We start from the raw sequence: 12,249 nt of genomic DNA, 5'->3' as shown, positions 1-12,249 counted from the left end.
ATGGCGGCCAGAACGGTGCTTCTGCCACTCGGGCGAGTCTGCCGCCAGGTTGCTAGGCCCTCGGCGTCCGCGGGGTCACGATGCCCATGCCGGGAGCAGACGGCTCACCCGGTCGCGGCCACCACAGAGGGAGCAAGCCATGGATGCACGACGAAGGACGGTCCTCACGGCAGCCGCGGCGGGCGCCGCCGGGCTGGTGACCGCTTGCGGCTCGTCCGGAGACGAAGGCAGCACGGCATCCGCACCGAAGACCTCACCGGGCGTCACCCCGAGTACCACGGCAAGCACCACGGCGCCGAAAGGTTCCAACGCGAGCGGCACGGTTCTCGCCAAGACCTCGGACATCCCCGTCGGCGGCGGCACGGTCTTCCAGGAGCAGAAGGTCGTGGTGACCCAGCCCAAGGAGGGCGAGTTCAAGGGATTCTCGGCCATCTGCACCCATGCGGGGTGCACCGTCGAATCGGTCAGTGACGGCACCATCAACTGCCCCTGCCACGGCAGCAAGTACCGCATCACGGACGCGGCGGTCATGGCCGGCCCCGCGCCGGACCCGCTGCCCACCGAACGGATCACCGTCACCGGTGACACCATCCGGCTCGTATGACACCGGCCGTCCCGGCGCGAGCCGAAGCCCCCGCCGGGACGGTCACGTCAGGGAAGTCCGCGGGCGTCCGCGAGCAACGCGGCCTCGGCGTACGCGCTGCCCGCGCGGCGCGGCCGGTTCGGCGGGCCACGGCTGAGCCCAGGGCGCGTCCTCGCCCGCCCGGGCAACGAGGTGCACGGCGGCGAACTCCGCGGTGGCCGCACCATGGGCGCGCAGCCGTCACCACGGCGCCGATCGCCGCGAGTGGCACCTCCGCACACCGCCGCCCGAGGTGCCCGCCGGGCGGCGGTCCGTTCGACAGCCCCAGCCTGCGTTCATCGGCATCCCCGGCGTCCAGCGTGGCCCGCGCCGTTCGGTATGGGACGTAGTCCAGGGAGCGGACGGATTCAGCAAGGGCCCGCATGCGGGCCGGATACGGCAGGTGATCGAAGTCCCTCGGTACAAAGGTGGGGTCGTCGCGCTCGCCGGAGGGGTGCGCGCCGGGCCTTTCGGATCACCGTCATGCGGCCGATGCCGACACCACGCCTCCCCGCCCGCAACGCATTGCCCCTCACGTACGCTCACCCGCATGACCCCACCGGACGCCGAGGCCCTCGTACGCGACCACACGATCTACTCCTGTGTGATGGGCTCACGCGCGTTCGGGCTCGCCACTGACGTCAGTGACACCGACCGGCGCGGTGTCTTTCTGGCGCCGACCCCCCTCTTCTGGCGGTTCGAGAAACCGCCGACACACGTCGAGGGCCCGACGGAGGAGCAGTTCTCCTGGGAACTGGAGCGCTTCTGCGAGCTGGCGCTGATCGCCAACCCCAATGTCCTGGAGTGCCTGCACTCCCCCCTGGTGGAACAGGTCACCCCCGTCGGCCGCGAACTCCTCTCCCTGCGCGACGCGTTCCTGTCCCGTCTCGCCCACCGGACCTTCGTCCGCTACGCGCTGGGTCAGCGCAGGAAGCTGGAGGCGGATGTCCGTAGTTACGGTGCGCCGCGCTGGAAGCACGCCATGCATCTGCTGCGGCTGCTGGCGAGTGGCCGGGATCTGCTGCGTACGGGAGAGCTGACGGTCGATGTGGGCACGGCCAGGGAGGAACTGCTCGCGGTGAAGCGCGGCGAGGTTCCCTGGCAGGAGGTCGAACGCCGGATGACCCGCCTGGCCGAGGAGAACGACGAGGCCGCAACGGGCTCCCCGCTCCCGCCGGAGCCGGACCGGGCCCGGGTGGAGGACTTCCTGATTCGTACCCGCCGAACGTCGGCGCTGTCACCCGGAACCGATTGAACGGGCCCGCCCGCAACCACCACCGGTCTGCTGCCGCGTGACGGCTGGTCCGGGGTCGCGCAGGGGAGTTCCCGCAGGGAGATGAAGCAGAAACCGGGCTCCCGTGCGTCGCGCCGGAACGTTCGTCACCCGGGAAGACGCCCCGGAGGGGCACCGGGCTTCAGCATCAGCCGGACGAACTTCCGCAGGTCGTGCGTGACGAGATCCATCTCGACCCCGTCCCGGTCCCGCATCCGCGAACGTGTCTCCTCCGGCTCGCGCAGCCCGACGAGATCCTCCGCCGGCAGGAGGTGGACCCCCCGCAGGTCCACATCCGAGTCCCGGGACGGAAACCCGTACAGATGCGCCCCGGAGACCGTGGCGAACAGCAGCGGTCCAGGTTCCTCGGCCAGCACCGGGCCGAAGTCCGTGACCGGCAGCCCGGCCTCGTGCAGGTGCATCGCTTTCGTGCGCATGGATCAAGAGTCCCAGAGCGCCCCCAGCGACAGCAGATCGCTGCGGTACTCGATCCGCTCCGACCACTCCTTGGGCCAGGCCGCGGCCCCCAGATGCGCCCCGGCCAGCGCCCCGGTCAGGCAACCGATCGAGTCGGAGTCGCCACGCGTGCAGGCGGCCCGGCGCAGGGCTGTGACCGGTTCGTCGGGGAACAGCAGGAAGCAGTGCAGGGCCGTGGCGAGGGCGTCCTCGGCGATCCAGCCATCGCCGGTCGTCTCGCACGGGTCGTCCTCCGGTGACGGGTCGCGCAGGGCGTCCTGCACCCGGGCCAGTGCGGTCAGGCACTCGTCCCAGCCGCGCCGGATGTAGCTCTCGCCGGAGTCGTCGCCCGCGTACCGCCACAGGTCGCCGAGCCAGCGCGAGAGGTAACGGTTGCTGTTCTCGTACGCGTACGAGCGGAGCTGCCCGATCAGCCCCGCCGGCTCCGCGCCCTGCGCCAGCAGGTACACCGCGCGCGCCATCAGGTCGGAAGCGGCGAGCGCCGTGGGATGTCCGTGCGTGAGGGCGGCCTGCAACTGCGCCGCGCCGGAGCGCTGTTCCTCGCTCAGCCCGGGTACGAGTCCGACGGGCGCCACCCGCATATTGGCGCCGCAGCCCTTGGAGCCGGTCTGGCTGGCCTCCTGCCAGAGCCGGTCGCTGTCGAGCAGCCGGCAGGCGGTCATGCAGGTGCGGCCGGGGGCGCGGTTGTTGTCCGGTGAGTGGTACCACTCGACGAATTCTTCGCGTACCGGCCGGGTCAGCCGCAGCGCTGTGAGCAGTCCCCGGTCCATGGCGGTGCGGATGCCCCGCGCGAGGGCCAGCGTCATCTGGGTGTCGTCGGAGACGATCGCGGGACGCGGCAGCCGCATCTGCCGCCACGGCCCGCACTTGGCGAGGATCGAGGGCACGTTGTTGAATTCGGTCGGGAAGCCCAGCGCGTCACCGAGCGCGAGCCCGGTCAGCGCGCCGGTGGCAGCGCCTTTGGTGATGGTCCTGGTCATGATCATGTGCTTCTTCCTTCCGGTCGCAGCAGTGGAGGGTGCAGGGCGGTGGCGGCACCCGCCCGGTACAGGGCGGCCGGTTTCCCCCGCCCGCCGGTGCGGCGCGGTGATCCCTCCACGGCCTGGACGAAGCCGGGCGTGGTGAGGACCTTGCGCCGGAAGTTGGGTCGGTCGAGCTCGACGCCCCAGACGGTCTCGTACACCTGTTGGAGCTCGCCCAGGGTGAACTCGGCGGGGCAGAAGGCGGTGGCAAGACACGTGTATTCGAGTTTGGCGCCGATCCTGTCGTGTGCGTCGGCGAGGATGCGGTCGTGGTCGAAGGCGAGCGCGCCGAGTGCTCCGGCCTCCCACCAGCGGGCGTTGGCCGCGTCCCCGCCGCCGCGCGGCTCCGGCAGGTCGGGGACGAGCGCGGCGTACGCGACGGAGACGACCCGCATCCTGGGGTCGCGGTCCGGATCGCTGTAGGTGCGCAGCTGTTCCAGGTGGAGGGCGGAGACGGTGGACTCGGTCAGCCCGGTCTCCTCCGCGAGCTCCCGGCGGGCGGCGGACTCGGCGGACTCACGGGGCAGGACGAAACCGCCGGGCAGCGCCCAGTGCCCCTTGTACGGGTCCTCGCCGCGTTCGACGAGCAGGACGTGCAGCCGTCCGCCGCGGACCGTGAAGACCGCGAGGTCGACGGTGACGGCGAACGGCTCGAAGGCATGCGGGTCGTAGCCCTCCGGGGCGGTGCTCATCGTCGCTCCGGGAGGGGGGCGGCGAAGTTCCAGCCCGCGGCGAGCAGGGCGTCGACAGCGGTGAGCGCGGTCTCCAGGCGCTTCTCGTGCGTCCCGGTCAGCTCGACGAACGTCCTTCCGGTGCGGGTGAGTTCGGCCCGGAACCGGTCGGTCATCCAGGGTCGCAGCTCCTCGCCGTCGCGCAGCCCGTCGTCCTCGAAGGCGACGCCGTCGTGGTCGGTGAGCAGCCACAGATGGTGGCCGACCCGGTCGGCGGTCTCCTCGACGAGCGGGTTGCGGCCGCCGACGTACCGCTCGTGCCAGACGGTGGTGGCGAAGGAGTCGGTGTCGCAGATGAGCACCGGGGACCCGGTCCGGGCGGCGGCCTCCTCCTTGGCATTCTGCGCCTCGGCGATCAGCGGGAAGTCGTCGGTGGTGAAGGCGACGTCCTCCCACTGCGCCTGGGGCCACCGGGCGCGCAGTGCGGCCAGCTTCTGTTCGCTGAACTCCCGCCCGTACTCGGCGACGTACCGGGTCTGTGCCCAGACGCCGCCGCGCCGCCGGTAGTGGTCGGCGAGGGCGCGGGCCATCGTGGTGGTTCCGGTGGACTCGGCGCCGAGGACGACGATCCGGCGGGTGAGCGCGGCCCGTACGGGCGGCTCGAGGAAGTCCCAGCAGCCCACCGGGTCCTTCCGGACGGCGGTGCCGGAGACCGGGAAGACCGTGCGGTCGGGGTCGACGCAGACGGATTCGGCACCGAAGCGGCGGGCCAGTTCGTCCCCGTACGACTCCGAGGTGAAGACGGCGTCGACCGGTTCCGGGACGGCCTCGGTGAAGACAACCATGTGGGCGTCCCAGATCGCCGGGTCGTGGAGATCCATCCGGGTGTCGTCGACGGCGCCGACGACCCGTACGTCCGGATGCACCTCCTGCATCCAGGCGACGCGATCGGCGAGCGGGACGGACTCGACGGAGGCGGCGCAGACCAGGACGGTCAGCCGCTCGCAGCGGTCCTGGGCGGTGCGGACGAGGTGGTGATGACCGGCGTGCGGCGGATAGAACTTGCCCAGCACGAGACCGTGCGCGAACCGCTTCATCGGGCCACCTCCGCCAACTCCCGATGCCGCACGGTGAGATCGAGTTTCCAGTTGCGCAGTCCGACCAGACACAGCGTCAGGAATCCGACGTACAGCAGGGAGGTCAGATAGAGCTCCTTGTACGCGTAGAGCGGGATGTACACCACGTCGGCGGCGATCCACAGCCACCACGACTCGACCAGCTTCCGGCACTGCCCGTACGTCGCCGCCAGCGACAGCGCGGTCGTCAGGGCGTCCCAGAACGGCACGGTCGAGTCGGTGGCCCGGTCGAGGAGAACGGTCAGGGCGAGGGTCCCCGCCACCCCTGCCGCGCACAGCCAGGCCCATTCGGTGCGCGTGGTACTGCGCACCGGCAGGGCGGACGAACCCGGTCCACCCCCGTGGGTCCAGGTCCACCAGCCGTACACGGCAAGGGTGATGAAGACGATCTGCAGGCCGGCGTCGGCGTACAGACCGGACTGGGTGAACAGCAGGATGAAGAAGAGGTTGTTGGCGATGCCGATCGGCCAGTTGGCGAGGTGCTGACGGGCCACGAGCCAGACGCACAGCGCTCCACTGCCGAAGCCGAGGACCTCGGTCCAGCTGACCGGGGTGTCCAGGACCGTCACCAGGGGTTGCTGCAGGGGATCGAGGATGTCCGCGAGACTCACACCCGCCTCCTTAATAGTCACTCTGACTATAAAGGCGCGAAGGCGGCAGCAAAAGGCCCGCGACCGATTCCTGTTCGAAAATCGAAGACAGGAACCGGCCGCGGGCCGGAGAGCGGACGGAGGGGGCCCTAGAGACCGACCTCCCGCATCAGCATGCCGACCTCGGTGTTGGTGAGGCGGCGGAGCCAGCCGGACTTCTGGTCGCCCAGCGGGATCGGCCCGAAGGACGTCCGTACGAGCCGCTCGACCGGGAAGCCCGCCTCGGACAGCATCCGGCGGACGATGTGCTTGCGGCCCTCGTGGAGGGTCACCTCGACCAGGTAGTTCTTGCCGGTGTTCTCGACGACCCGGAAGTGGTCGGCGCGGGCGTATCCGTCCTCCAGCTGGATGCCGTCCTTGAGGCGCTTGCCCAGCTCGCGCGGGAGCGGTCCCTGGATGGCTGCCAGGTAGGTCTTCTTCACGCCGTACTTGGGGTGGGTGAGACGGTGGGCCAGCTCGCCGTGGTTGGTGAGCAGGATGATGCCCTCGGTCTCGGTGTCCAGCCGGCCGACGTGGAAGAGACGCGTCTCACGGTTGGTGACGTAGTCGCCGAGGCACTGGCGCCCGTCCGGGTCCTCCATCGAGGAGACGACACCGGCGGGCTTGTTCAGCGCGAAGAAGAGATACGACTGGGCGGCGACGGTCAGACCGTCGACCTTGATCTCGTCCTTGTGCACATCGACGCGCATGCCCTGCTCGACGACGATCTGCCCGTTGACCTCGACACGGGACTGCTCGATCAGCTCCTCGCACGCCCGGCGCGAGCCCATGCCGGCTCGGGCGAGGACCTTCTGCAGGCGCTCACCCTCCTGCTCGGCTCCCGGGAACGTCTTGGGCGTCTTGATGTCGGGCTTGTTCGCGTACCTGTCCCGGTTGCGCTGCTCGATCTTGGCGTCGAGCTCGCGCGGACGGGACGGGGCGCCCTGCGGTCCACGCCGCGGGCCGCCGCTCCTGCCGCCGCCCTGCGCGGTCTTCGGCCCGCCCTTGGCGCCACCGCGCGCCGCGGCTCCGCGGCCCTTGCGGGGACCGTCGCCGCTCTTCTCACCGGCACCGGTCGTGCCGCCCACGTCGTAACGGCGCTCCTCGGGCCGGGGCCGGCGGGGACGCTGGTCCTGCCGGTCGTCACGCCCGGCGCCGCCACCCCGGGGGTTCCGGTTGCCGCCGCTCTTGCCGCTGCCGCTTCCGCTGTTCCTGCCACTGCTTCGCATCAAAATTCCGTCTTGTCGTCTGCGTGAGTATCCGGGGTGTCCGGTGCGTCCGGATCGAACGACGGCACACCCTCTAGCGTCTCAGCCTCGATCGCGTCCGCCTCGGGGAGGAAGGGCGCGAACTCCGGGAGCTCATCCAGGCCACGCAGGCCCATCCGCTCCAGAAAGTAGTTCGTCGTCCTGTACAGGATCGCACCTGTTTCGGGTTCCGCGCCCGCTTCCTCGACCAGGCCCCTCTGCAGGAGGGTCCGCATCACGCCGTCACAGTTCACACCGCGCACCGCGGAGACGCGTGAGCGGCTGACCGGCTGCCGGTACGCAACCACCGCCAGGGTCTCCAGAGCGGCCTGGGTGAGCCGGGCCTGCTGGCCGTCCAGCACGAAGCCCTCGACGGCCTCCGCGTACTCCGGGCGCGTGTAGAAGCGCCAGCCGCCCGCGACCAGCCGGAGATCGAAACCGCGGCGCTGCACGGTGTACTCGTCGGCCAGCTCCCGCAGCGCATCGGCGACGGCCCGCCGGGGCCGCTGCAACACCTTGGCCAGGTGTTCCTCGGTGGCGGGCTCGTCGACGACCATCAGGACCGCCTCCAGGGCGGGCTTGAGATCGAGATCCGCGACGGTGACGCCGATGCCATCCTGCTCGCTGCGCTCACTCATGCCTCTGCGTCCTCCTGTACGTCCTGGTCGAACTCGTCCGTCACCCTCGGTGCGGCATCCGCTCCCCCGGCCCAGCGCACCATGAGCTCGCCGAGCGCCTCCTCCTGGTCGAGAGTGACCGCCTTCTCCCGGTACAGCTCGAGCAGCGCGAGGAACCGGGCGACGACGGTGAGGGTGTCCGCGGCGTCCTCGGTGAGCTGCCGGAAACTGATCTCCCCCGCCTCCCGCAGCCGCGCCACCACGATCTCGGCCTGCTCCCGCACACTGACCAGCGGGGCGTGGATGTGATCGACATACACCTGCGGCTTGGGCTTGGGCTGCATCGCCTTCACGGCGAGCCTGGCGAACCCCTCGGCGCCGATGCTGATCACCACCTCGGGCAGCAGCTCGGCATGGTGCGGCTCCAGCCCGACGGTCCGCGGAAAACGCCGCCCCTCGGACTCCAGCCGGGCGCTGAAGATCTCCGCGATGCGTTTGTACGCGCGGTACTGCAGGAGCCGTGCGAAGAGCAGGTCGCGCGCTTCGAGCAGCGCGAGATCCGCCTCGTCCTCGACCTCGGCGGCGGGCAGCAGACGGGCCGCCTTCAGATCGAGCAGGGTCGCGGCGACGACGAGGAACTCGGTGGTCTGGTCGAGATCCCAGTCCGGTCCCATGGCCCGGATGTGGGCCATGAACTCATCCGTGACCTTGGAGAGAGCGACTTCGGTCACATCGAGCCTGCGCTTGGAGATGAGCTGCAGAAGAAGATCGAACGGCCCCTCGAAGTTGGCGAGCCGAACGGTGAACCGCCCGTCGCCCGCGGGTTCAGCGGGGTCCGTGGGCCCAGCGGGATCCGGCAGCTCCAGCTCCGCGGGCTCTGCGGGCGCCGCGATTTCTGCGGCGGCAGCGGGGCCGCCGACGTCCGCGGACGCGGTGCCGCGCCCGTCCGCCGCGGTCGCCCCGTCGCCGTGCGCCGACCTCACGTCGCCATATGCGATCGCCGAGGACTCCGTGATCCCGGTGCCGGGGAGAGGCGCCGAGGGCGGCACGACCGGGACATCGGCCTCCCCCGGCCCCCCGGTCGCCGACGGCTCCTCCGCACCCGGCGCAGGCCGGCCCCTCGGACCGCGCCCCAGGGGGCGCCGAGGCGTGCGGGCGGGCTCGTCGTTCGTCGGCATGGAGGTCCAGGGTGCGGCGGGATACGGGCGGCGGGCGGCAGCCCGTTCACGACGGGCCGGACCACCGGTCGGCGGTGACCGCCACGGTACGGTCCGCCCGCCGAGCAGCGCGGCTCTCCGGGCAGGCTACCGGCGCCCAGCCGGTCAGCGGCCGCGCAGCCGCCGTACGAGGATGCTCGCGTCGCCCCGCGCCTCCAGGTCCGCGAGGACCACCGCGACCGCCTCACGGACGATCCGACCGCGGTCGACGGCGAGCCCGTGCTCACCGCGCAGCACGAGCCGCGCGTGCTCGAGGTCCATCAGTTCCTCGGCGGAGACATAGACGGTGATCTTCTCGTCGTGGCGTTCCCGGCCGCTCGGCCGCCGGTTCGCCCCGCGCCCGCCTCCGCGCCTGCGCTGCTGCTGGACGGCCGGAACGGCCTCCTGCTGCGCGGCGGCGGAAGGGGAGGTGGCCGAGGGGCGGCGGGCCGCCTGCGCTGCTACGGCCACCCGGTCGCTGTCGTCGCCGCGGCTGCGGGAATCCCCCGCGTCGGCGTCCGCCGACGCGTGCTCCTCCTGGGAGGGTACGGCGCCCGCCTCGGCCGCTCCGGAGCTGTCCGCCGCAGTCTCGTTCTCACCGGCCGGAGCCGGCACCCGCGCCTCGCCGTTCGCCTTGCGCCGCCGGTCCGCGGGGGACGAGGACTGCAGCCCCATCCCCCCGGTGGTACGGAACAGTTCGTCGGCCCCGGGCAGACTCACTCGGCGTGACACCGGGCGAGCACCTCCCTGGCGAGCTGACGATAGGCGGCGGCACCGACCGAGTTGGAGGCGTACGTGGTGATGGGCTCACCGGCGACCGTGGTCTCCGGGAATCGCACCGTGCGCCCGATCACCGTGTGGTAGACGTGCTCGTCGAAGGCCTCGACGACCCGCGCGAGCACCTCGCGGCTGTGCACCGTACGGGAGTCGTACATGGTCGCAAGGATGCCGTCGAGCTGCAGCTCCGGGTTGAGCCGCTCCTGGACCTTCTCGATGGTCTCGGTGAGCAGCGCCACGCCGCGCAGAGCGAAGAACTCGCACTCGAGCGGCACTATCACCTTGTGAGCGGCCGTCAGGGCGTTCACGGTGAGCAGGCCCAGCGAGGGCTGACAGTCGATCACGATGTAGTCGTAGTCGGCCATCAGCGGCTTCAGGGCGCGCTGCAGCGTGGACTCCCGGGCCACCTCGCTGACCAGCTGCACTTCGGCAGCCGACAGGTCGATGTTGCTCGGCAGCAGGTCCATGTTGGGCACGGCGGTCTTCAGGAGGACCTCGTCGGCCGACATGCCCCGCTCCATGAGCAGGTTGTAGACCGTGAGGTCGAGTTCCATCGGGTTGACGCCGAGACCGACGGACAGAGCGCCCTGCGGGTCGAAGTCGACGAGCAGGACACGGCGTCCGTACTCCGCGAGTGCGGCACCCAGGTTGATGGTCGACGTGGTCTTGCCGACGCCGCCCTTCTGGTTGCACATCGCGATGATCTTCGCGGGACCGTGGTCGGTCAGTGGACCCGGGATCGGGAAGTAGGGCAGGGGCCGGCCGGTCGGGCCGATCCGCTCGCGGCGCTGGCGGGCAGCGTCGGGCGCGAGGGTGGCCGCGTACTCCGGATCGGGCTCGTACTCGGCGTCGGGGTCGTAGAAGTGCCCCTGGGGCACCTCGTCGAAGTCGGCGAAGTGGGCGGTCTCCCGGCCACTCTCGTTGCCGGCCATGGCGTTCACGTTTAGGCCGTCCATCATCTGGGGGGCTGTCGTCATGTGCTGGTGGGTGGCGAAGGTGCGGACAGCGACGGAGCCGACAGCCTCCAGCCCGATCGGGCTCTGGCCCCGTGCAGGCATCCCTGGTTGAACACCCCCGGGAGTAAATGTCGACTCATTCACAAGTCGTCTTACCTCCTTGGACGTGACCAGGAAACTTATCGATAGGTCAGCGTGACACCATGCCGACGATTGGCGACTCTATGGCGTGTCACCGGTTCGCAGCAACACAATCCGCCGGACCCGGCCCGATGTGTCGGCAATCGAACACCCCCCTGTCAAGGGTGTGCAGTCACTCCGGCACACATTTCACAACCGTACGAAACGGGTAAAGAGTTACGTTCGGCGCAAGTTGGACAAGAGCCTCACGGGGCCCGACACACGTCCGGCCGGACCTTGCTCGGCAAGGTCCGGCCGGACGTGCTGGGTTGACGGGATGTGTTGACTCGTCAGCCGAGAAGCGTGCTCAGCTCGACGTGCTCCAGGCCGTGCGCCTCCGCCACCTCGCGGTAAACGACCTGGCCCTCATGGGTGTTGAGGCCCTTGGCGAGCGCGGCGTCGCGGCGCAGCGCCTCGACCCAGCCGCGGTTGGCGAGCTCCAGGATGTACGGCAGCGTCGCGTTGGTGAGCGCGTACGTGGAGGTGTTCGGCACCGCGCCGGGCATGTTGGCGACGCAGTAGAAGACCGAGTTGTGGACCGTGAAGGTCGGGTCGGCGTGCGTCGTCGGGTGCGAGTCCTCGAAGCAACCACCCTGATCGATTGCAATGTCGACAAGTACACTTCCGGGCTTCATCTTGGCGACGAGCTCGTTGGTGACCAGCTTCGGGGCCTTCGCGCCGGGGATCAGCACGGCGCCGATGACGAGGTCGGCCTCGACGACGGCCTTCTCCAGCTCGAAGGCGTTGGAGACGACGGTCTTGACCTTGGTGCCGAAGACCTTGTCGGCCTCGCGCAGCTTGTTGATGTCCTTGTCGAGCAGCGTGACGTGGAAGCCGAGACCGACGGCGATCTGCGTGGCGTTCCAGCCGGAGACGCCGCCGCCGATGACGACGGCCTCACCGGGGGCCGTGCCCGGGACGCCGCCCGGCAGCACACCACGGCCGCCGACCGAGCGCATCAGGTGGTAGGCGCCGACCTGGGGGGCCAGGCGGCCCGCAACCTCGGACATCGGGGCGAGCAGCGGGAGTGCGCGGTTCGCGGTCTCGACGGTCTCGTACGCGATGGCAGTGGTGCCGGACTCCAGCAGCGCGTCCGTGCACTCGCGGGAGGCGGCGAGGTGCAGGTAGGTGAAGAGCGTCTGGTCCTTGCGGAGGCGGTGGTACTCCTCGGCGACCGGCTCCTTGACCTTCAGCAGCAGGTCGGCGGTGGCCCAGACCTCGTCGGCGGTGGGCAGGATCTGCGCCCCGGCGGCGGCGTACTCCTCGTCCGTGATCGAGGACCCGGCGCCGGCGTTCTGCTCGACGACGACCTGGTGGCCGTTGCGGACGAGCTCATGCACACCGGCGGGCGTGATGGCCACGCGGAACTCGTTGTTCTTGACTTCGCGGGGGATGCCGACCTTCACGTCGATCACGGTCCTTGACTCAGAGGGCTACTCGGGCATG

At 70.4% G+C, this 12,249-nt stretch carries 12 protein-coding genes and 1 pseudogene; 2 read left to right on the top strand and 11 right to left on the bottom strand.

The features are described 5' to 3' along the window. Positions 1 to 139 precede the first annotated feature (139 nt). On the top strand, positions 140 to 604 hold the full coding sequence (locus OG395_RS39210) for a Rieske (2Fe-2S) protein (protein ID WP_327247154.1): 465 nt from the start codon (positions 140 to 142) through the stop codon (positions 602 to 604). Positions 605 to 1,172: 568 nt separating this feature from the next. After that, positions 1,173 to 1,877: a nucleotidyltransferase domain-containing protein gene (locus OG395_RS39205; RefSeq protein ID WP_327247153.1), complete on the top strand. Its 705-nt coding sequence runs from the start codon at positions 1,173 to 1,175 to the stop codon at positions 1,875 to 1,877. A 158-nt stretch (positions 1,878 to 2,035) separates the two neighbouring features. On the opposite strand, the pseudogene OG395_RS39200 reads toward OG395_RS39205, so the two are convergent. The 11 genes and pseudogenes from OG395_RS39200 to ald form a co-directional block, all read right to left on the bottom strand. Further along, a pseudogene (locus OG395_RS39200) lies at positions 2,036 to 2,317 on the bottom strand (DNA polymerase beta superfamily protein); the annotation flags it as partial. 18 nt (positions 2,318 to 2,335) lie between these two features. Next, a complete protein-coding gene (locus OG395_RS39195; RefSeq protein ID WP_442818643.1) occupies positions 2,336 to 3,358 on the bottom strand; it encodes an ADP-ribosylglycohydrolase family protein in 1,023 nt (340 codons plus the stop codon). Beyond that, on the bottom strand, positions 3,355 to 4,086 hold the full coding sequence (locus OG395_RS39190) for an NUDIX hydrolase (RefSeq protein ID WP_327247151.1): 732 nt from the start codon (positions 4,084 to 4,086) through the stop codon (positions 3,355 to 3,357). Before OG395_RS39190 ends, OG395_RS39195 begins: the two co-directional genes overlap by 4 nt. Next, the gene (locus OG395_RS39185; protein ID WP_327247150.1) at positions 4,083 to 5,162 is read right to left on the bottom strand and encodes an AAA family ATPase; all 1,080 of its coding nucleotides are present in this window, start codon (positions 5,160 to 5,162) and stop codon (positions 4,083 to 4,085) included. The genes OG395_RS39190 and OG395_RS39185 overlap by 4 nt, the downstream gene beginning before the upstream one ends. Next, positions 5,159 to 5,812: a nicotinamide riboside transporter PnuC gene (gene pnuC, locus OG395_RS39180; protein WP_327247149.1), complete on the bottom strand. Its 654-nt coding sequence runs from the start codon at positions 5,810 to 5,812 to the stop codon at positions 5,159 to 5,161. The genes OG395_RS39185 and pnuC overlap by 4 nt, the downstream gene beginning before the upstream one ends. 128 nt (positions 5,813 to 5,940) lie before the next feature. Continuing rightward, positions 5,941 to 7,059 (bottom strand): pseudouridine synthase, encoded by a 1,119-nt coding sequence (locus tag OG395_RS39175; RefSeq protein ID WP_266987271.1) that lies wholly within the window; start codon positions 7,057 to 7,059, stop codon positions 5,941 to 5,943. Then, entirely contained in the window at positions 7,059 to 7,715 is a 657-nt protein-coding gene (scpB, locus tag OG395_RS39170; protein ID WP_327247148.1) for an SMC-Scp complex subunit ScpB, read from the bottom strand. Before scpB ends, OG395_RS39175 begins: the two co-directional genes overlap by 1 nt. Further along, entirely contained in the window at positions 7,712 to 8,872 is a 1,161-nt protein-coding gene (locus tag OG395_RS39165; RefSeq protein WP_327247147.1) for a segregation/condensation protein A, read from the bottom strand. Before OG395_RS39165 ends, scpB begins: the two co-directional genes overlap by 4 nt. Before the next feature lie 144 nt (positions 8,873 to 9,016). Beyond that, on the bottom strand, positions 9,017 to 9,610 hold the full coding sequence (locus OG395_RS39160) for a hypothetical protein (protein ID WP_327249601.1): 594 nt from the start codon (positions 9,608 to 9,610) through the stop codon (positions 9,017 to 9,019). Further along, complete coding sequence (locus OG395_RS39155; RefSeq protein WP_327247146.1) at positions 9,607 to 10,725, bottom strand: ParA family protein; 1,119 nt, start codon at positions 10,723 to 10,725, stop codon at positions 9,607 to 9,609. Before OG395_RS39155 ends, OG395_RS39160 begins: the two co-directional genes overlap by 4 nt. 368 nt (positions 10,726 to 11,093) lie before the next feature. Beyond that, the gene (ald, locus tag OG395_RS39150; protein WP_266990837.1) at positions 11,094 to 12,209 is read right to left on the bottom strand and encodes an alanine dehydrogenase; all 1,116 of its coding nucleotides are present in this window, start codon (positions 12,207 to 12,209) and stop codon (positions 11,094 to 11,096) included. Between the last annotated feature and the right edge of the window lie 40 nt (positions 12,210 to 12,249).

This window comes from Streptomyces sp. NBC_01320, assembly GCF_035974375.1.
Lineage (GTDB): Bacteria > Actinomycetota > Actinomycetes > Streptomycetales > Streptomycetaceae > Streptomyces > Streptomyces yanii.
The sequence above is the reverse complement of the archived record's forward strand: the minus strand, read 5'-3'. Positions and strand labels throughout refer to the sequence as shown.

Excerpts from the sequence above, each read along its gene's own strand:
- OG395_RS39175 (WP_266987271.1), bottom strand. The coding sequence starts at position 7,059 with ATGCGAAGCAGTGGCAGGAACAGCGGAAGCGGCAGCGGCAAGAGCGGC.
- OG395_RS39165 (WP_327247147.1), bottom strand. The coding sequence starts at position 8,872 with ATGCCGACGAACGACGAGCCCGCCCGCACGCCTCGGCGCCCCCTGGGG.
- OG395_RS39185 (WP_327247150.1), bottom strand. The coding sequence starts at position 5,162 with ATGAAGCGGTTCGCGCACGGTCTCGTGCTGGGCAAGTTCTATCCGCCG.
- OG395_RS39155 (WP_327247146.1), bottom strand. The coding sequence starts at position 10,725 with ATGCCTGCACGGGGCCAGAGCCCGATCGGGCTGGAGGCTGTCGGCTCC.
- OG395_RS39210 (WP_327247154.1), top strand. The coding sequence starts at position 140 with ATGGATGCACGACGAAGGACGGTCCTCACGGCAGCCGCGGCGGGCGCC.
- scpB (WP_327247148.1), bottom strand. The coding sequence starts at position 7,715 with ATGAGTGAGCGCAGCGAGCAGGATGGCATCGGCGTCACCGTCGCGGAT.
- OG395_RS39190 (WP_327247151.1), bottom strand. The coding sequence starts at position 4,086 with ATGAGCACCGCCCCGGAGGGCTACGACCCGCATGCCTTCGAGCCGTTC.
- OG395_RS39205 (WP_327247153.1), top strand. The coding sequence starts at position 1,173 with ATGACCCCACCGGACGCCGAGGCCCTCGTACGCGACCACACGATCTAC.
- OG395_RS39195 (WP_442818643.1), bottom strand. The coding sequence starts at position 3,358 with ATGATCATGACCAGGACCATCACCAAAGGCGCTGCCACCGGCGCGCTG.